Raw genomic sequence first — 21259 nt, 5'->3', positions numbered from 1 at the left:
TGTTCAATCCCTGAAAAAGGGCCGGATTCAGACAGACACCGGTAAACGCCAGACAGCATACACCGCTTCCTGCACGGCGGCGAGTCCTTCGTGGTCCAGCACCTCGATCCGGACCGGCAACCGGGCGCGGCCCTTCACCCGGAAAATGTCATGGAAGGCGTCAATTTCGGCCTGCGACGGCAGACAGGCCACGGCGCGGAAATCGCTTTGCACCGGGCGCCGGTATTCAATCCCGGCTCGGGCAATCGCCGCTTGGCAGGGGCCGAAATTGTCGGCCCACAGCATCATCAGTCCCCAGCCGGACAAGGACGCAAGGCTGCCGATGCTGCCCGCGAACCCGGTATTCTTGTCATTGTGATTCAGTGACAGCGGCGCAGAAAGCGTCAGGCTGACGCCGTCATAGGCCTCAACCTGCACGCCCATGGCGCGGCTGAGCGGGATATGCCGCGACAAGTAGGCCGCCAGATCACCGGCCGTCTTCATGCGCCGGTCCACTCCCGTACAAACTCGGCAAGCGGCAACGACGCGGGTGTGCGCGAGGCGGATGATGCCGTTCCGCAATAGACAAATCCGGCGATTGTTTCACCGGCCTGCAGCCCCAAGGCCGCATGCACCGTCGGGTGCACGGCCATCCAGCCGGTGCGCCACATGGCGGCAAATCCTGCCGCGTGAATCGCCAGCAGGAAGTTCTGCACCGCCGCGCCGGCGCTCAGCACTTGCTCGTACTCGGGCACCTTGTCATCGACACGTGGAGACAGCACGGCAACCACGATCAGCGGCGCCCGCAACGGCATCGCCAGCAAGCGGTTGCGCTCGGTCTCGCCCAGATCCGGCGTATCCTTCAGGGCGGCCTGCAGGAACGCCTGTCCCAGGGCCGTGCGGGCAGCACCGCGCACCACCAGATAGCGCCACGGACGCAACATCCGGTGATCCGGCGCGCGCAGCGCCGCCCGGAACGCATCCGTCAGCGTAGCTTCATCGGGCGCGGGGTCCGTCAAGCCGCCGATGGAACTCCGGGTCAGCAAGGCATCTAGTGCATCCATGGTCACTCCTCCCGGCTGGCGGCGTGCTTGCCCGCCAGGCGTATGTAATGTTCCGCTGAATACCGGAACCAGGCCAACTCACCCTCGGTCAGCGGCCGGGCCTTTTTCACCGGATTGCCGATATAGAGCCAACCGGACTCCAGACGCTTGCCGGGCGGCACCAGACTGCCCGCACCGACGAGTACGCGCGGCTCAATCACCACGCGATCCATCACGATGCTGCCGATGCCGATCAGTACTTCGTCACCAATGGTGCAGCCATGCAAGGACACATGATGGGCGATCGTAACCCGCTTGCCGATCACCAGCGGCGCGCCCTCGGGATCGGCCGGACGCTTGTGTGTCACGTGCAGCATGGCGAAGTCCTGGATATTGGAACCCTCGCCGATGCGGATGCTGTTGACGTCGCCGCGAATCACCGCCATCGGCCAGACCGACACGGAATCCGCCAGTTCCACATCGCCGATCACCACCGCCGTGTCATCGACATAGCAGCTTTCGGCCACAACCGGTCGGATACCGTCAAAGGGACGAATCGCCATCTCAGGCCACCTGCCCGGCGGAGCCGGTCTCGCCCTGCCCTTCCGGACGGGGAATGGGGCGCGAACGCAGCTGCAGCCAATCCTTGCTGATATTCCAGGTGGTATGGACCGCCCGGCTGCCGGTGAACACCCCGGCGTGGCCGCCGGGCACAATATGGAACGCCTTGTCGGTCGAGCTGACCACCGTCATGATCGCCCGCGCACCGGCAATGCTGACGATTTTGTCATTGTCCCCGGCAAACGCCAGCAGATTGCACTTTACCGCCGACAGGTCCGCCACATGGCTGTCGCCGATGCGGATCTTGCCCTTGGCGAAACGGTTATAGATGCCCATTTTCCGGGTCATTTCCTGTACCGTGGCGCCCGGATAATCGGGCATGTTGGTGAACCATTCGTTCATGGTCATGTAGCGCGCCACATAGTCATCATCAGCCATGTTGCGGATCAGCTCGACATAGCTGGCGGCCACGCCCAACGGATTGGTCATCTTGAACAGGATGGACAGTGTCTTGCCGGGCACGTGGAAGGCCTGCTCGGACAACTTGTCGAGCTGGAAGCCGGTCTTGTTCTTCACCAGGCTGGCGGGCCAGGCCAGGGCGCGCCCCAGCGGTCCGGCAAAGGCATTGGCCTTGTAAGTATCAATCGGGCTGGCGATGGTGATCAGGTTGGCCACCTTCTCATCCTTGCTGACGCCCAGATACAGCAGTGACAGCAGGCCACCCATGCAATACCCCATCAACGAGACTTCCTCGCTGCCGCTGTGTTGGCGGATGGCTTGCAGCGCTTTGGGAAACCAGTCCACGGTGTAGGTTTCCAGCGACAGGCCGGCGTCTTCCGGCCCGGGCTTGCCCCAGTCGATCAGATAGACCTCAAAACCATGCGCCAGAAAATAGCGGATCATGCTGCGGTCGGCCAGCAGGTCGAAAATCCAGGCAAACACACCCAGCGGCGGCACCATCACCAGCGGAATGGCGAAACGGCGACGACGCACATGCAGCGTCTGCCCGCCTTCCAGCGTCACGGTCTCGGTGTCCAGCGGCTTGTAGTATTTGACCGACATGATGCCGTCACGCAGGATAACCTCGTTCTCGGTCTTGTCGGAAAGGATATAGTTTTCCTTGTTGACCCGGCGCTGGACGGCATTCTTCACAAAGGCGGCGCTGGTCTTCGCCAGGCGGGAAGCGCGTTCGATTCGGCTTGGGCTCATGTAACACCTGTAGGCTGGATGAAGGAGTTTCGGACGACATCGCCCGATTTTACCGGTTTGGGTGCGCGCTGGAAAAACATTCCGCGCCAGCCCCCCGTTTTCGCATGAAAAAGGGGGCGTTTAACGCCCCCCTCCGTCGTGCTGACCGCTTAATGACGGCTGGCCCGCTCCTTGTCTTCCGCCTCCTCAGCCGCCGCCAGCGGTGCGGCGGGAATGGCTTCAGGCAGGGGCTCGGGTTGGCGCGTCAGGGCAATCGCCAGTACCTCATCGATCCATTTTACGGTCTTGATCGTCAGGTCGGCCTTGATGTTATCCGGGATTTCCTTCAGATCACGGGCGTTCTCCTCGGGAATGATCACCGTCTTGATGCCGCCGCGATGCGCCGCCAGCAGCTTCTCCTTCAAACCGCCGATCGGCAGCACTTGACCGCGCAGCGTGATTTCGCCGGTCATCGCCACATCGGCGCGCACCGGGATCTGCGTCAGGACCGACACCATCGCGGTACACATGCCGATACCGGCGCTGGGACCATCCTTTGGCGTCGCCCCTTCCGGCATGTGGATGTGCAGGTCGTTCTTCTCGTGGAACTCGGGAGAAATCCCCAGCATCCGCGAACGCGAACGCACCACGGTCAGGGCCGCCTTGATCGATTCCTGCATCACATCGCCCAGCGAGCCGGTCATGGTGTAATGGCCCTTACCCGGCGTGCTTACCGCCTCGATCGTCAACAACTCGCCGCCCACCGAGGTCCAGGCCAGTCCGGTCACCTGACCAATCTGGTCCTTCTCTTCGGCCTTGCCATAATTGAACTTGTAGACGCCGCAGTATTTTTCCAGATTCTCCGCATTGACCACGGTATGCGGCGCGCCCTCGCCCAACACCGCTTCCTTCACCACCTTGCGGCAGATCTTGGAAATCTCGCGTTCCAGATTACGCACGCCGGACTCGCGGGTATAGCGGCGAATCAGTTCGCGTACGGCAGAGTCTTCCACGGTCAGCTCACTGGCCTTCAAGCCGGCGGCCTGAATCTGTTTCGGCACCAGATACTGACGGGCAATCGCCACCTTCTCGTCTTCGGTATAACCAGGCAGACGGATGACTTCCATGCGGTCGAGCAACGGCGCCGGAATGTTCATGGAGTTGGCGGTGCAAATGAACATTACTTCGGACAGATCGTAGTCCACGTCGAGATAGTGATCGTTGAAATGGCTGTTCTGCTCGGGATCCAGCACTTCCAGCATGGCGGATGACGGGTCACCGCGCATGTCCGAACTCATCTTGTCGATTTCATCCAGCAGGAAGAGCGGATTCTTCACGCCAACCTTGGCCAGCTTCTGCACCAGCTTGCCGGGCATGGAGCCGATATAGGTACGGCGATGGCCGCGAATCTCGGCCTCATCACGCACACCGCCCAGCGCCATGCGCACAAACTCGCGCTTGGTGGCCTTGGCGATGGACTGGCCCAGGGACGTCTTGCCGACGCCGGGAGGCCCGACCAGGCACAACACCGGGCCCTGCAACTTCTTCACGCGCGACTGCACGGCCAGGAATTCCAGAATCCGCTCCTTGACCTCTTCAAGGCCATAGTGATCGGCATCCAGAATCTGGCGCGCCGCCTTCAGGTCAATGCCAATGCGGCTGCGCTTCTTCCACGGGACGCTGATCATCCAGTCAATGTAACCACGCACCACCGTCGCTTCGGCAGACATCGGCGGCATCATCTTCAGCTTCTTCAGCTCGCTTTCAACCTTCTTCTTGGCTTCAGCGGGCATGCCGGCCTTGTCGATGCGCATTTCCAGTTCGGCGATCTCGTTTTCCGGACCGCCGCCTTCGGAGCCCAGATCACCCAACTCTTTCTGGATCGCCTTGATCTGTTCGTTCAGGTAGTACTCGCGCTGGCTCTTTTCCATCTGCTTCTTGACCCGGCCGCGAATGCGCTTTTCCACCTTCAGGATATCGATCTCCGATTCCATGATGCCCATCAGGTGTTCGACCCGTTGCTGGATATCGGTGATGTCGAGGATTTCCTGCTTTTCTTCCAGCTTCAACGACAAATGCGCGGCAATGGTATCGGCCAAGCGTTCCGGCTCACGAATGGAGTTCACCGAATTCAACACTTCCGGAGCCACTTTCTTGGCCAGCTTTACGTACTGTTCAAATTCGTTCAGCAGCGAGCGCGCCAGCACTTCGCCTTCATTGTCCTTGAGATTCCCGTGGGGCACGCGCGCCAGGGTGGCCAGCCAGTAACTGCCGGTATCCGCCAGGCTGTCCAGCTTGCCGCGGTACTGGCCTTCGACCAGCACCTTTACCGTACCATCGGGCAACTTCAGCAATTGCAGGATTTGCGCGACCGTACCGACGTCATAGAGGGCGTCGCGACCGGGATCATCATCACCGGCATCACGCTGGGCCGCGAGGAAAATCTGCTTGTCGCCATTCATCGCCACTTCCAGGGCCTGAATGGACTTTTCTCGCCCGACAAAAAGCGGGATGACCATATGGGGAAACACCACCACATCGCGCAGGGGCAGCAGCGGGAGATCCAGCAGATTTGATTCGTACATATGCATTCAACCTGAATGGGACAACCGTCTGTTTATGGCTGCAAAAAATTTGCCATCTCAAATAACTGTTTTAGGGAGAAGTCGGGAAATTACAAGGGAGAGGGAGACTTTTTTTGTGTTCCGGACCTGACTGACGGCCGGAAACCGGGTCCCGCAGCAGACGCTGCGGGACCCGGTGGATCAGCGGGGGATATCCGGATGTCCGATCACCAGAAAGCGATCCGCATCCACGCCGGTCATGACCGTGGTTTTCGAACCGCCCGGCCAGACAATTTTCAATTCATCAATCCGTGTCGAGGTTCCGGTTCCGAAGTGAACCTCGGCCGGATTATTCCCCAGATAATTGCTGCCCAGGCTGACCTCACGCATCTGGGTCTTGCCGCCAACCGTGATGTAGACACGGGCACCCAATGCTTCCGTGTTCGGGCTAATGCCGACCAGACGCACCTGCAGGAAATGGGAATCCGGACGACCGGCAACCTGGTTCAAGCGCAAGCTGGGTTTGTCCAGGTGATTCGCCGTGACAATATCGATATCGCCGTCGCGATCCACATCCAGACAGGAAATCCCACGACCTTGACGCGTGTCATCCAGCCCCCAGGCCGCCGCTTCTTCCGTGAACACACCGGCTCCGTTGTTGATGAACAGACGGGAAGTATCGTTCAGGAAGACCGAATAAATATTCTGCAGCTCTCTTAATCTTGACTCATCCTCCTTACCTGGAAAAGTTGCTAACAAATAGTCCACAACCTGATCCGGAAGGATATATCCGTTCACTTGGAAAATATCCAGATCACCATCATTATCAAAGTCAGCGGCACATGTTCCCCAAGCCCAGCCTCCATCACGAACACCGGCGCTATCCGTCACATCCGTCAAGCCCCCTTTACCGTCATTACGATACATACGATTGCCGGTAATTCCATAGACGGGTATTGAGGGAGTCTTTGATCCATATATCGAGCCGACAAACCAATCCAGATCGCCGTCGTTATCAAAATCGCCAACCGCGGCACCCATACCGTTTTCATCGGTAATGACCGTGGGATCCGTGGTACGGGTAAAACCGTTGCCGTTGTTGATGAAGACCTGACTATTCTTGAAGTCTCCCGTAAACAGTATATCGAGCTTGCCGTCGTTGTTGATATCGGCAAAGTTTGGCGAGAAGGAAAAATCGTTACTGTTTACCAGACCGACCAAGCCTTTACTCGCATCACGTGAGGAGAACTTCCAGTCACCCATATTTTCTCGTAAATGACCAGAGCGAGCGATATTCGACTTATCGGTCCAATGTCCGGTCAACATATCAACATCCCCGTCATTATCATAATCACCAAAAGCCATGCCGTAAGTATTGTGGGCAGGACTGATGTTCGTCTGGCTCTCATCATGAATGATGAATGACGGCCATCGATTTTCAAGAATATAAAGCTTTTGTCCGAGAAAATTACCATAGACGACGTCTGACTTGTAATCTCCGTCAATGTCGGCGATGCCCAAGCTCGTCACAAGCCCGGCATCAATATGCTTTGGTAATGACGACGAGGGGATCCAGCCCTTGCCTTGGTCATTCAGATACGTCACAACTCCGTCCAGGCCGGAAGCAAAAACGACATCCGGCCAACAGTCAGCGTTAATATCGCCAACTGCCAAACCCGCTAGATTGGATGCATTGACACTAACGTTATCCTCTCGGATATAGCTATCGATATTCAACGCAAACGTATGAGAAAAATCCAACGCTCCGGTTGCCGTCACAAAACGACGCTGCTTCTGGTTTACCGCACCACGACCATCAGGACAGTTAACCGCATTTGCCAGCACGCGTGTTGAGACAGCGAGAGTCACCGGTGGAATCGCTACACCACCTGTAGCAGAAAGCTCGTTGAAGTCCGCTGGAGTTGAAGTTCCTGTCCCCCCCCCACCTGTATTCAGACAGGCGGCCCCCAGACCTGGGTTCGAAAAACACGGTGTCAACATTTGACCGTCCGGGTTATCCCCCAATACATCCGACGCAATCCACGGCTGAAGAGCAGAACTATCCGCCAAGCGGTAATCAGTTAAGGTCTGAACAAAAGCCACCAATGCCGATATATCAGTAGGCGTTAACGCCGGATTATTCAACAATACATAATCAGGCGACTTTTTAAATTGAGCCACCACATCCTGTGTATTCGTCTTGACACGGGGGTACGTTACCGTCAAATCCCTGAATTGATCCAAGGACTTCAGACTGAAATCATACGTGGACAACCCGGCCTCAGGATTGACATGATAAGCAATGGTCTCATAAAGCGTCGTGAATGACCCGGCATGGCCAAAAGGTGCCGTACGAGATGCATTGAGTAATGAAGGCGTCCGAAAGGCAAAAATATCGGAGTCCGACTGGGTAACTTCACGACGTCCGTCATCTTCGCCAAAGGTATTCTTGCCGCGACCGAGCTGCGGAAAGCCGGAGACATGGAATTTTTCATCGGTGAAATGTGAGCCGGAATGACAACTGACACAACCCGCTCCACCATTACTGATTGGCTTGAAAAATAACTTGGCGCCCGTCTTGGCAAGATCCGTAATTGCTGCATTATCGCCTTGGCGATATTTCAACCATGGCGAGCTGACAAATATCTGTGAACGCTGATAGTCGGACAAGGCTTTCGTAACCCGTTCAAAGGTAACAACCTGATCAGGGGTGCCGGTAATATTGAATGCTGTCTTGAAACGGGAGACCCATTGAGAATTGCTTTTCAGACGACTAACAATCGCGGCACGTAAAGCATCGTTACTCAGCGTCGAAAACTCACCAAAACCACGCATCTCGAAAAGGGATGTCACCGGAAAACGCGCCTGGCCCTCGGTCAGGTTAGCGCCTGCCAGCGGGTCGGCCTGTTGTAACAGGCTGTCAGGCGTGCGAATGGATTGCCCGGCCCCATTAGGCTTGGTATCCGGATCCAGGATGAATGCACGGCCGTCATGGAACATGGCGCGATCGTACAGGGCAATATTGAAGGTCGTCGGTGAGTTGCGAGGAACATTGGGACCGTTTCCCGGAACGGGGTCATCGGTAGGAACATAAAGCAAGGTGCGCCCAGGCCCCAGAAGATCGGGATTTACCGCATTCACACCCACCGGAAGCGAAAGCGAATCCGTGCCTGCCAATAACGGGTGATGGCAGGAGGCGCAGGCCGTATCGCGATCACCGCTTAGGGACTTGGAAAAAAATAGCGCCCTACCCAACGTCGGCACCGCGTCCGAGATTTTTGGCAATGCCCGCCCGGCGGTCGGATCCGCCTCAGGAACCACGGCGCTCACCATCGCCCGCAACTCGGTATCCGGTGTAGTGTTCTCGGAATCATCTAACCCGCCTCCGCCACCACAAGCTGCCAATGTCAGCGAGATCAGAGTCAGGAGACCGGTATTCAGAAGCGCCGGCTTAAGCCGGAATGGGGCTGGGGCAATTCGCATTTTTATTGTCATCAACGGAAAACGGCTGTAGGAATAGTAATATCCGTCTAGCGTAATGCAAAGCGCGGATATCCCCAAATGCAGCAAAGCCCGGACAAGCGAACTTGACCGGGCTTTGTTTACACCTTTGGCCTGTATTCAGGAGGCTTTAAGGTTTGTTGACGCCAACGGTAACGGCGACTCTTCCTGACTGGCTTTATCTTCAAAAACCAGCAGTGGGGGCGTCCCCTCCAGAATGGTCTTTTCATCAACCAGCACACTGGAAACCCCTTCCTGGGAAGGCAGGTCATACATGGTTTGCAGCAACACCCCTTCCAGAATGGAGCGCAGGCCACGGGCACCGGTCTTGCGAACCATGGCTTTGTTGGCCACGGCCTTCAGGGCCTCTTCGCGGAACTCCAGCTCCACGCCTTCCATCCCGAACAGCTTTTGGTACTGTTTGGTCAGGGCGTTGCGCGGCTCCGTCAGAATCTGCATCAAGGCATCTTCGCTCAGCTCTTCCAGCGTCGCGATGACAGGTAAACGTCCAATGAACTCGGGAATCAGGCCGAACTTGATCAGATCTTCCGGCTCCACTTCCCGGAAAATCTCACCCACATTGCGATCTTCTTCCTTGCTCTTCACCGTGGCGTTGAAGCCAATGCCGCCCGGTTCGGCGCGGCTGCGGATGACCTTGTCCAGTCCGGCGAAGGCACCGCCGCAAATGAACAGGATGTTCGAGGTATCAACCTGCAGGAATTCCTGCTGCGGATGCTTGCGACCGCCTTGGGGCGGCACCGAAGCCAGCGTACCTTCGATCAGCTTGAGCAGGGCTTGCTGCACCCCTTCCCCCGATACATCACGGGTAATGGAAGGATTATCGGACTTGCGGGAAATCTTGTCGATTTCGTCGATGTAGACAATGCCCTGCTGGGCCTTCTCTACATCGTAATCACACTTCTGCAGCAACTTCTGAATGATGTTTTCAACATCCTCGCCCACGTAGCCGGCCTCGGTCAACGTCGTGGCGTCGGCAATGGTGAACGGCACGTTCAGCAGGCGAGCCAGCGTTTCCGCCAGCAGCGTCTTGCCGGAGCCGGTCGGACCGATCAGCAGGATGTTGCTCTTGGCCAGTTCCACATCCTGATTCTGCTTGCCGCCCGGAGTGGTCTTCTTCATACCGGCGCGCAGGCGCTTGTAGTGGTTGTACACCGCTACGGCCAGCACCTTCTTGGCCTGCTCCTGGCCAATGACGTACTCATCCAGCGTCAGCTTGATCTCGTGCGGAGTCGGCAGCGAGTCCTTGGACTTGCCGTTCGCCTGACCCTCTTCGCGGACTTCCTGCCGGATAATGTCATTGCAGAGCTCGACACACTCGTTGCAGATATAAACCGAGGGACCGGCAATCAGTTTGGAAACTTCATGCTGGCTTTTGCCGCAGAAAGAACAGAACAGCAGTCTTTCATCACGGCTCTTACGGTCATCACTCATGTCTTGCCCTCATTTATTTTCTGGCGTCCGCGGACGGAATCAGGGACGCTTTTCCAGCACCGCGTCAATCAAGCCGTAAGCCTGCGCTTCCTCGGCGCCCATGAAGTTGTCACGGTCGGTGTCCTTCTCGATACGTTCGAGCGGTTGACCGGTATGGGTTGCGAGGCACTGGTTAAGTTTATCGCGAATCTTAAGGATTTCCTGGGCGTGAATGGCGATATCGGATGCCTGGCCACGGAAGCCCCCCAACGGTTGATGGATCATCACCCGTGAATTGGGCAGGCAGTACCGCTTGCCATGAGCGCCGGCCGCGAGCAGGAACGCTCCCATTGAGCAGGCCTGACCTACGCAAATGGTGCTGACATCGGGCTTGATGAACTGCATGGTGTCATAGATGGCCATGCCGGCTGTCACCGAGCCACCGGGAGAATTGATATAGAGATGGATATCCTTGTCGGGGTTCTCGGATTCCAGAAACAGCATCTGGGCCACAATCAGGTTGGCCATGTGGTCTTCCACTTCGCCGACCATGAAAATGACGCGCTCTTTCAGCAGGCGCGAGTAGATATCGAAGGCGCGTTCACCACGGGCGGACTGCTCGACCACCATTGGCACAAGGCCGCTGTTGACTGGATTCATCTGGCTTGTCTCGATGCGAATTGTTGAAGGTATTATCTGCGCTGTAACATTTAGCAAAAAAGAATGGCGCATTCCAGCAATTTAGCAAATCACAGACATAAAACATCTGACAAGGCTAGCACAACGCGGCTGGCACGAATGTGCCAGCCATCGGAAGGAGCGATTACTGCTGCTGGCGCAGCAGGTCACTGTAGGAAACGGCCTTGTCGGTGATCTGGGCCGAAGCCAGGATCAGGTCAACCACCTGATCTTCCAGAACGGCGGACTCGATCTGGGCGCGCTGTTCACGGTTGCCCATGTACCAGGCCACGACTTCGGACGGATCTTCATACGACTCGGCGATTTCACCGATCAACGCCTTGACGCGGTCGCCATCAACCTTCACTTCGTTCTTGTTGATGATCTCGCTGATCAGCAAGCCCAAGGCGACCGAACGGCGCGAAGCCTCTTCGAACAGCTGGTTCGGCAGCATTTCCGGCTTGATGTTCTGGGCGTTGCCGCCAAAGCGCTGAATAGCCTGCTGACGCTGACGATCAATTTCCTGTTCCACCAGCGCCTTCGGCAACTCGATGGCGTTCGCGGCCAACAGGGCATCAAAAGCGGCGGTCTTCACGCGGGCGCGAATGCTGTTGCGCAGCTCGCGCTCCATGTTCTTGCGGACATCGGCGCGGAACTTGTCGACGCCGCCTTCCGTCACACCGAACGCGCTCAGGAAAGCCTCATCCAGTTCCGGCAGTTCGGGGCGGGCAACCTTGCTGACCTTGATAGCGAACCGGGCTTCCTTCCCGGCCAGGTTCTCGGCCTGGTAATCAGCCGGGAAAGTCACGGTGATGGTCTTTTCATCGCCAGCCTTCATGCCGACGATCTGGTCTTCAAAACCGGGGATCATGCGGCCCGACCCCAGAACCAGGTTGAAGTCCTTGGCGCTGTTACCGGCAAAAGCTTCACCATCAACAGTGCCTTCGAAGTCCAGGGTGACGCGATCCTGGAGGGCGGAAGGCTCGGAAATATCGGCAAACTTGGCGCGCTGACGACGCAGGTTGGTGATCATTTCCTCAACATCGGCGGCGGTCACTTCCGAAGCCGGGCGCTCGACGGACAAGGCGGAAAAATCGCCGATGGTGACTTCAGGATACACTTCAACCACGGCAGCAAATTCCAGATCCGCACCTTCAGGGGCGTTGAACGGCTCAATCGTGGGGAACCCGGCAACGCGCAGGCTCTGGCTTTCCACGGCTGCCACGTAGCTGTCGCGAATCACATCTTCCAGTGCCTCAGCACGGATGCTGTCGCCAAAACGCTTCTTCACCATGCTCAACGGCACCTTGCCCTGACGAAAACCGTCCATTTTGATGGTACGGGCGGTCTGGTTCAGACGGTTGTTGAAAGTCTGCTCGATACGGCTGGAAGGAACAGAAATTTTCAGGCGGCGTCCCAGAGCGGAAACGCTTTCGACAACTACTTGCATGGCATCCTCGGTTGTTTTTCAGGCCAACAGGCTAAATCTAAAACCGGGGATTATACGGGAGAATGAAGCAAAGGGAAGGGAGACAAGACAATTCGGAACAGGACGTGGGAGCCCCTGAGGGGCTCCCACGTTCGTTTAACCCTGCCAGGTAGAGAACAGGGTCAACTCCAGGCTGTCAAAGTACTCTGGCGGCATATCCGTATAGCCCAAAGGCGGCTGAGTAAAGGCTGCCATTGCCGTAACCAACGTCCCAACACTGCTATCATCAATTGCAAAACCATCACCAGTGGAAATAGTTTCGATATGATTAGCCGCCGCTGTGAACCAACCATTGAACGTTACCTGATCGGTTGTGCCTATCACTGTCACCACAAGATCATTTCCGCTCTGGGCAAACCATAGTTGAGTATGATTTACGGAGGAATCGAACGTAAAACTATCCACTCCTCCCGTGTCGGAAACTGAATCAGTACCATCCCCTCTGGCAAAGAGGTAACTTGTATTTCCAGTACCACCTGTGATTGTATCGTTGCCTTGCATTCCGTTGAAGGTATCATTGCCACCACCACCACTCAGCACATTAGCACCAGCATTACCAGTAATTGCATTATCCTGAGTATTTCCCACACCGCTAATGTTGTTCAGACCAACCAGCACCAGGTTTTCGACATTCGCTCCCAAGGTATATGTGGTGGCCTGGCTGTAGACCGTGTCTACGCCTTCGCCAGCCAACTCTGTCACGGAGTCAGAGGTGTTATCAACGAAATAAACGTCGTCACCGAGGCCCCCCAGCATGGTGTCGTTGCCTGCCATGCCATCGAGCGTATCATTCCCCAAACCGCCCACAATCGAGTTGTTGTTGCCGTTACCCTGGATGAAGTTGTCGTACTCGTTGCCAATTGCGTTAATGGCTCCTGCAAACTCAAGCAATTGCAGGTTCTCGATGTATGAGCCGGCCGCCAAGGTATACGAGCTCGTAGAAAGCACACTATCAGTACCCTCATTAGCCAACTCAGTCACGGTATCAGAGCCTTCGACGTAATAGATGTCGTCTCCGGCACCGCCAGTCAGAACGTTGGCTGCACTATTACCCGTTAGATAGTTATTCAGGGCGTTACCAGTGGCATTAATCGCTGAAGTTCCCGTCAGAGTCAGATTTTCAACGTTGGCCGCCAGAGTGTATGAAACAGACGATTGAACCACATCAGTCCCCTCACCTGTATTCTCAACAACAGAATCACTTGCATTGTCGACAATATAGGTGTCATCACCCAAGCCACCTGCCATGGTGTCTATGCCGCCCAAGCCGTCAAGGACATTGGCCGCAGAGTTCCCAGTCAGAGAGTTCGCGCTGGCGTTACCCGTTCCATTGATGGCAGACGAACCTGTCAAAATGAGATTCTCGATCAACGATCCCAACGTGTAACTGGCGCTGGAACTGACCGTATCCGTATCATTCCAGGCACCGCCCAGACGGATCTCAGAGACCTGAACATCTGTATCTCCTCCTCCGCCAACAATGCTATTGAATACCAAGCGATAATATCGATAGGCGGACAGATTTGCAGAGAGGTCTACCGTTGGGTAGTCCGTTAAACGGGCAGTAGTCGTTGTTAAAGCAACCGCGGTTCCGGAAATTTGCACCATATCCAAGGTCGTTGAGGTATTGGAACCATAAAGCGTAAAGGTCTTTGGATCACGATAGGACGCATCATTAGCGGTAGTCAGCCCCAACGAAGTCACAATTGCGGAGTAGCCCAAATCGATCAGCGCTCCGGTATTTGGAGTCGTATAGTTGAGATACTTGGTGGAAGTGTTGTTATCAAAGGCCTTATCGACGGTCTCTGCAGCAGGAGTGGAACCCCCGTAGATTGCGAAATTGCCAGCGGGCAAACCATCCGTGAGATCAGTTTGCAACTCGGTGATCGCATCGGAGCTGGAGTCCGCGTAATAGAAGTCGGCACCTTTACCCCCTGTTAGTGTATCAGTCCCCCCCCCTCCAGACAGCGTGTCATTTCCATCGCCACCAGATATGAGATTATTGGAGGTATTGCCGATGATGGTGTCGTTACCGGTACTGCCTGTGGCGTTGATGGCTCCACCCGAATCCTGAAGGTAAAGAAACTCAACGTTAGACGCCAATGTATATGTGGCTGAACTATAAACTGTATCAGTTCCGGCGCTAGCAAGTTCGGTAATTTGCGCCGAGCCGGAAGTAATATAGTATGTGTCGTTTCCAGCACCTCCCGCCAGCGTATCCGTACCACCATTACCGTAAATCGTATCGTTGCCAGAGCCGGTTGTTACTGTATCAGCACCTGTACCATCCCAGACAAGCAAGCCACCTGTATTGGTGCCAAAATTAAGTGTAAATCCCCCAGACGTAAAATTAGTTGTCTCACTGGTGGTATTGTATGCATATACCGCCTCAACATTCGCCAGTGAACCGCTATAGTTAACATTATCAACATATACAGTATCATAGCCATTTCCCGCCGTCTCTGAAACTGTATCGTTGCTGCCTACAATATAATAATCGTTACCCGCGCCTCCAGCCAACGTTGTCAGTCCAGCGGCATTAAATGTGCCAATTATTCCATTATCTAAAACATTCCCATTCACCAGGGAAAATGTTGCGGTTCCCTGTAGCACCAATTTTTCAACATTGGCGTCCATGGTATATGTTGCCAACGTCCCGTTGGCCTTGATGTTAACCACATCATAACCTGCATTGGCGTTTTCGGTCACAACATCACTGTTCGCACCATCATAATAAACATAATAGGTATCGTCCCCTGCCCCACCAGCCAGAGAGTTACTCAAAAGATTATCCCAACCGTTAAGCGTGTTATTAAGGTTGTTACCGGTACCCGCAATAGTGCCGGTACCTGCCTTCAGGTACAGATTCTCGAAATTGGCACCCAGGGTCCAGTTGACAGCAGCATTAACAGTGTCAGTTCCACCAAAAGCATTTTCGGTACAAACATCGGACACATTGTCAACATCATAGGTATCATTGCCAGCACCACCACTCATAGAATCGGCGCCGGTTCCACCTGTCAGGGTATTGTTACCGGCATCACCTGTAAGCACATTATTCAGGCCGTTACCCGTCAAGCTCAAATTCGCGGCTGCATTTTGAAGAACCGCATTTTCCACATCCGCATCCAGCGCATAAGATACGGTGGTCAAAACAGTATCCGTACCATTACCCCCGGAAATAGCGTCACCGCCATCCGTGATAATTGAATCATCACCATCTTCACCATTTAGAGTATCGCCACCACCTCCGCCGGAAATAGTGTCATTACCGCCACCACCCGATAATGTATTGGCACCTGAACCACCAATAATCAGGTTGTTCAAACCATTCCCCTGAGCTTTTTTAAGATCATCAGTGCCGGTAAACGTTAAATTTTCAATATTCCCGTTACCAATCCGGCTTAGACCATTGGCAAGATCACTCGCGCCTGCATTCAGATCAACAGTGGCAGATTCGATACCACTTCCGTTGTCATCGTCATCAACATCAATCCAGTTGATAACCAACGAGTCATTACCTTCATTGGCATTTTCTACGATCACGTCCAGAACATAAGGAGCCCAACCGGGATTAACAGTTGCTTGCCCTAACCAGTTGTACGAGGTATAGCGCTCGTCAAAAGTGCTGACATAGTATGTATCATCACCCGTACCGCCGTACATGGTATCACCATCATTGGATGTCGGTGGTACATCCTCTGCATTACCTCCCCCGTAATTACTATCGAAGGTGTCATTACCTCCGTTCCCATAATAGACATTTTCATTAGCATTACTAATGAAGTAATTTGCAACCCCATTACCCGTACCTGTACGAGATCCATTCGTGAACGTGATATTTTCAACATTGGCATACTGGGTTGCATTCAGGTCAACGTTGAAATCCGCCTGGATAGTATCATTACCCCCTGTTGCGGTCTCAACAATTGCTCCGGTGAAACTGCCAGAATAAACATAGGTGTCATTGCCCCCACCTCCTGCCAAGGTATCACCGGCACCCCCAATCAAGGTATTCGCACTACTGTTACCGGTGATATAATTTGAAACGCTATTACCGGTCAAAGTAATCGCTTGAGAGCCAGTTGCTGTCAGATTTTCAAAGTTTGTTCCCAACGTATAACTGATTGATGTGTAGACAGTGTCTGTTCCTTCTGAGGCATTTTCCGTAACGGAATCACCTGAATTATCCACATAATAGCTATCGTTACCTGTTCCGCCCACCATGGAATCAGTACCAGCATTACCATCCAGAACGTCATCGTTAGCGCCACCGCTCAAGGTATCGTTACCGGTTCCGCCATAAAGGGTATCATTCCCGCCATCGCCCGACAGGATGTTATTCGCAGCATTACCAGTAATCATTTCATTGAAATTACCGGTCGCTCCATTACCGTTAGCCGCCGTACCTGTTAGCACGAGTGACTCAATATTCGCCGAGATGGTATAACTGACCGACGCATTAACCGTATCAGTACCACCCGAAGCAGCTTCAACAATCACATCGGCCGCAGCATCCACATAAAAACTGTCATTTCCGGCACCACCCACCATGGAGTCAGTACCAGCGCCGCCATCAATAATGTCATCGCCGTTACCGCCATCGATGGTGTCAGCACCGCCTTGGCCATTAATGCGGTCATTACCGTCCGCACCCGACATCATGTTATTACTGGCATTACCATCCATGGTATTATCGAGCACATTACCCGTTACGGCCGCTACGGTGCCCATCAACGTCAAGTTTTCCACATTGGCACTTAGAGTATAGCCGGAATAATTAACCTGGACGTTATCGGTACCCTCGCCATCCTGCTCGATAATGACATCGCCAGCATCATCTATGATGTAGGTGTCGTCACCGTCTCCACCAGTCAGTGTATCGTTACCAGTAGTTCCTGTAGCCGCTCCGCTTGTCAGGGTATTGGAAGAGGCATTCCCGGTAATTGCGTTGGCGGAAGCATTACCGGACCCGTTAATATTAGAGGTCCCGGTCAATACCAGATTTTCAAACCCTGTGCCTAGCGTGTAGGAAATAGAGGAATAAACGGTATCCGTACCACTGCTGTCTACCAGCACGTCACCCACATTATCAACATAGTAGACGTCGTTACCATCACCGCCGTTCATACTATCGGCGCCAGTTCCGCCATCCAGCGTATCATTACCTAAACCACCATCAATGGTGTTTGCAGCAGTGTTTCCGACCAGATAATTATCACTGCTATTACCCGTCAGAGTGGTAGCTGAACCTGAAATAATCAGGCGCTCAACATTAATGGGAAGAGTATAATTGACTGAGGCATAAATAGTATCATTCGTTCCTTCGCCAGCCGCCTCGGTAACAGTATCGCCGACATTATCGACATAGTACGTGTCATTACCGCCGCCTCCAATCATAATATCAGCGCCTGTGCCTCCATTCAGCGTGTTATCTCCATTATTACCACGCAAATTATTAACCAGGCTGTTGCCATAGGCGACGATATTATCCCCCCCCAGCAAAACCAGGTTCTCGACGTTATTCGGCAGGGTAAAACCGACATAGCTGTAAACGCGATCATTGCCTTCGTTTGCCAACTCAACGACTACATCACCATAACTATCAACGTAATACTGATCATTGCCAAGGCCGCCAACCAGAGAATCATTCCCTGCCCCGCCATTAACCACATCATTACCTGCACCACCTGTAATGGTATTATTCCCATCATTACCAACCAGATAATTATCCTGTGCATTACCTGTTGCCGTCAAATTAGACTGCCCAGTTAAAGCCAAATTTTCAATATTAGCTCCGAGGACATAACTAATGCTACTGACAATCGCATCCGTACCTTCGGATGCGGCTTCAGTCACAACATCTAATGCACTATCAACAAAATATCGATCATTACCCAAACCTCCAACCATCGTATCTTGGCCCACACCTCCATCTAAAGTATCATTACCGCTCCCACCCACAAGGCTATTATTGCCAGTATTACCTGTTATCCAATTATCCAATGTATTGCCAATTCCATTTAGATTGGCGGTTCCAAGCAACTCCAACAACTCGACATCAGCACCTAATGTATAGCTAATTTCACTATACACTTTATCTGTACCTTCATTAGCATTCTCGACAACAACATCCAAAGAGCTGTCAACATAGTAGCTATCTCGCCCAGTTCCCCCGATCATTGAATCAGTGCCGATTCCACCTGACAAAATATCATCACCGGCACCGCCAAGCAGCGTATCATTCCCATTCCCGCCGTAAAGACGGTCATTTTCTGAATCGCCGCTCAGCAGATCGTTACCATCGTCACCGTAGATATAATCTGTGCCGGCACCGCCATAAACCGTATCATCGCCGGACCCGGCAAAAATGGTATCGACCCCGGCTCCGCCATCAATCGAATTGTTGCCTGAATTCCCGTTAATGCGATTGCTTTCAGAGTTCGCCGTAACGTTCAGCGACCCACCATACATATTAATAATTTCGATGGAGCTGGTGGACAGGTTAATGGTTGTCGCGTAAACATATGCAACATCCGTGCCCTCTCCCGCCAACTCAACCACCACATCGCTGGCGCTGTCGATCACATAGACATCATTGCCCAAACCACCAACCATGGAATCATCACCGGAACCGCCGTCCAGGTAGTCATTTCCCCCGGCCCCGGAAAGGGTATCGTTACCAGCATAGCCGTAAAGGCTGTCAGCACTGGCAGTACCCGTCAGGCTATTGTTGTTAGAATCACCGTTAATGATCGCCATCTTGCACCTCGGTTCTTAGTGTCCAGCCCGGACCTGCTTAAATTGTAGTCATATCACCGGGCGGTATTGGGTCTTCTGTCGGATTATTGGGGCTTAATATCGAGTTGAGCGTACAGTCGCCCGCCAGGTATCACAATTTCACCCATTCGATACGTACTGCCGCTGACCAGATTCAAATCGCCGATCCGCACAATATTGGCGAAGCCAGTTCCTTGCGCCGCTCCCAGACCTGTGCCCGGCCCGAACTGGAATGCGCCGGCGAACGTCACCGTACTGTTACCGATCTCGATACGGCTGGCGTCGCTGAAATTGCTATCACCAGCCACATGCTCAGGATTCAGGTTGATGGTTCCGCTGATATTGCTGAACTGGATCTGTGTTCCATCCGTGGGCTCAATCAGCGAGATACTGTTGGTCGCACCGCCATTCAGCACCAATTGTCCGCTCATCCCCAGGTAACCCCCTGTACCACCGGGCGGAGACAAGGCAAACGACATCTCACCGGCCATCCGAACGCGCAGGCCGAACATTTCGTCATCATTACGAATCGTGGTAATGGTGGATCCGTTGGGTAGTTGGCCGACGGCAAATTCGCCCGACAAATCGATCATCATGTTTTTCGACGTGAATTTGATGCCATCCACACCGTCCGTGGCCGCATCCGCCACAAAGAACTGGCTTTGACCCAGCGTGACTTGCCCATCGATATTCCGCCAACCCAGATAGGTTCCGGCCGTGGGGTCCGCAATCAGCACATGGGTTCCCTCAAGGCCTGTGCCGTCACGGCCGGTCGTGGCGAACTTCAGATCGAAACCAATCCCGCGCTTGACCGTCACCGCCGCATTCGGGTGACCGCCCGGATACAACAGCATATTGGCGTCAAAGTCATACAACGTGGGAATCAACGACCAGTTCTGGGTGGTCTGGGCGAAGGTGGAGTTGTTCTGGAAAACCAGCGTGCGGGCATAGGTCTGGAGATTCAGGTTGCGAATCGCAATCCCCAGCGCATCCGAGGTTTCCCCGCCTACCGAACCAAACCCTGTCCTGAAGTCCGGCAGCGTGCCCCCGGCGGCGATCAGATTGATATACCAGTCGCCAAAGGTGATATCCGGACTGGTCGGGTTAATCGCGGCCCCATTGATGAAGTCGGCAAAATTCTTGAAGATGACCGAGTAGGCATTGGGATGCCCCAACTCCAGCGAGAAGGTATTCTTGTCCAATACCGCTGATGTCGAAATCTTCAGGCCTTGGCTGCCCGTTCCGGTCAGCGAATTATCGGCGCGCATCCGGAAGTCTACATTGGTCATGTTACCGGAAGCACCGACCCGCAAGATGGTGCCAGCGCCGGTAGTGGTAAATCCACTGACCACATTGCTCTTCTGCGCCAGGTCAAACTGGAAACCATTGGTGTTGCCGGTCTTGCTCAGGCCCAATGTGCCGGTTGCCCGAAAGCCTTCCGTCGGATCGATGGTAAATTGGCCGTTAAGCGTGCCGTTGACATTCAGGTTTTTCAGGATTGCCAAGCTACGTACCGATGAGGGATTCGTTTGGGCAAGATACAGGTTGGCGCCCTTGATATTGACCTTCAGGCGGCCGTTGGCGCTGGTGCCATCAAAAAAGCCATTGGTATTGAAATAAGAAATGGTTGAAGTCTGGGTATTTTCCAGAGCCAGTTCGCCATATGTGGTAGCGCAAGCCACGCCGGCGTTACAAATCCCGAATGACCCCACCGTCAGCAGAAACGGCTGCAGGCTGACATTCAATGCAATGGCGGGAACACCGCTAACCAGGTCGGTGTCCGCACCGATGTCCATGGTTGCCGTTGCTGAAAATGTACCGCTGCCACCTGGGCCGGTCAGGTTGATATTCCGAAATTGCAGATCCTTGCTGTCTTCCTGCCAATAGGCGCGCGTCATGGTCAACGAAGAGCCGGAGACTCCGACCGACAAACCTTCCTGACCACTGATATCTCCCATCGACTCATCAGTCAGCGAATCCAGGGCAAATGCGCCCTGGTTGATCAACAACATGCTGTAAGCCAGCAGGGTCATTGCGGATTTCAT

At 54.2% G+C, this 21259-nt stretch carries 11 protein-coding genes; all 11 read right to left on the bottom strand.

The features are described 5' to 3' along the window. Positions 1-27 precede the first annotated feature (27 nt). Positions 28-483, bottom strand: a complete 456-nt coding sequence (locus EV700_RS06420) for a YiiD C-terminal domain-containing protein (RefSeq protein WP_130411941.1) — start codon at positions 481-483, stop codon at positions 28-30. Then, positions 480-1043: a nitroreductase family protein gene (locus EV700_RS06415; RefSeq protein ID WP_130411939.1), complete on the bottom strand. Its 564-nt coding sequence runs from the start codon at positions 1041-1043 to the stop codon at positions 480-482. Before EV700_RS06415 ends, EV700_RS06420 begins: the two co-directional genes overlap by 4 nt. 2 nt (positions 1044-1045) lie before the next feature. Further along, positions 1046-1585 carry a gamma carbonic anhydrase family protein gene (locus EV700_RS06410; RefSeq protein WP_130411937.1) on the bottom strand — a complete coding sequence of 180 codons (540 nt, stop codon included), beginning with the start codon at positions 1583-1585 and terminating at the stop codon, positions 1046-1048. A gap of 1 nt (position 1586) precedes the next feature. Next, positions 1587-2792, bottom strand: a complete 1206-nt coding sequence (locus tag EV700_RS06405) for an alpha/beta fold hydrolase (RefSeq protein ID WP_130411936.1) — start codon at positions 2790-2792, stop codon at positions 1587-1589. Between the two features lie 149 nt (positions 2793-2941). After that, the gene (gene lon / locus EV700_RS06400; protein WP_130411934.1) at positions 2942-5356 is read right to left on the bottom strand and encodes an endopeptidase La; all 2415 of its coding nucleotides are present in this window, start codon (positions 5354-5356) and stop codon (positions 2942-2944) included. A 180-nt stretch (positions 5357-5536) separates the two neighbouring features. Further along, positions 5537-8818, bottom strand: coding sequence for an FG-GAP-like repeat-containing protein (locus tag EV700_RS06395; protein WP_165391355.1), 3282 nt, complete (start codon positions 8816-8818; stop codon positions 5537-5539). A gap of 138 nt (positions 8819-8956) precedes the next feature. Further along, positions 8957-10288, bottom strand: coding sequence for an ATP-dependent Clp protease ATP-binding subunit ClpX (clpX, locus tag EV700_RS06390; RefSeq protein WP_130411930.1), 1332 nt, complete (start codon positions 10286-10288; stop codon positions 8957-8959). 39 nt (positions 10289-10327) lie between these two features. Further along, on the bottom strand, positions 10328-10927 hold the full coding sequence (gene clpP / locus EV700_RS06385; RefSeq protein WP_130411928.1) for an ATP-dependent Clp endopeptidase proteolytic subunit ClpP: 600 nt from the start codon (positions 10925-10927) through the stop codon (positions 10328-10330). Between the two features lie 163 nt (positions 10928-11090). Then, positions 11091-12395, bottom strand: coding sequence for a trigger factor (tig, locus tag EV700_RS06380; protein WP_130411926.1), 1305 nt, complete (start codon positions 12393-12395; stop codon positions 11091-11093). A 135-nt stretch (positions 12396-12530) separates the two neighbouring features. Next, a complete protein-coding gene (locus tag EV700_RS06375) occupies positions 12531-19196 on the bottom strand; it encodes a beta strand repeat-containing protein (protein WP_130411924.1) in 6666 nt (2221 codons plus the stop codon). Between the two features lie 83 nt (positions 19197-19279). Continuing rightward, positions 19280-21259: a DUF6160 family protein gene (locus EV700_RS06370; protein ID WP_130411922.1), complete on the bottom strand. Its 1980-nt coding sequence runs from the start codon at positions 21257-21259 to the stop codon at positions 19280-19282.

The sequence above is a fragment of the Fluviicoccus keumensis genome (genome assembly GCF_004217445.1).
Classification (GTDB): Bacteria; Pseudomonadota; Gammaproteobacteria; order Pseudomonadales; family Moraxellaceae; genus Fluviicoccus; species Fluviicoccus keumensis.
The sequence above is the reverse complement of the archived record's forward strand: the minus strand, read 5'-3'. Positions and strand labels throughout refer to the sequence as shown.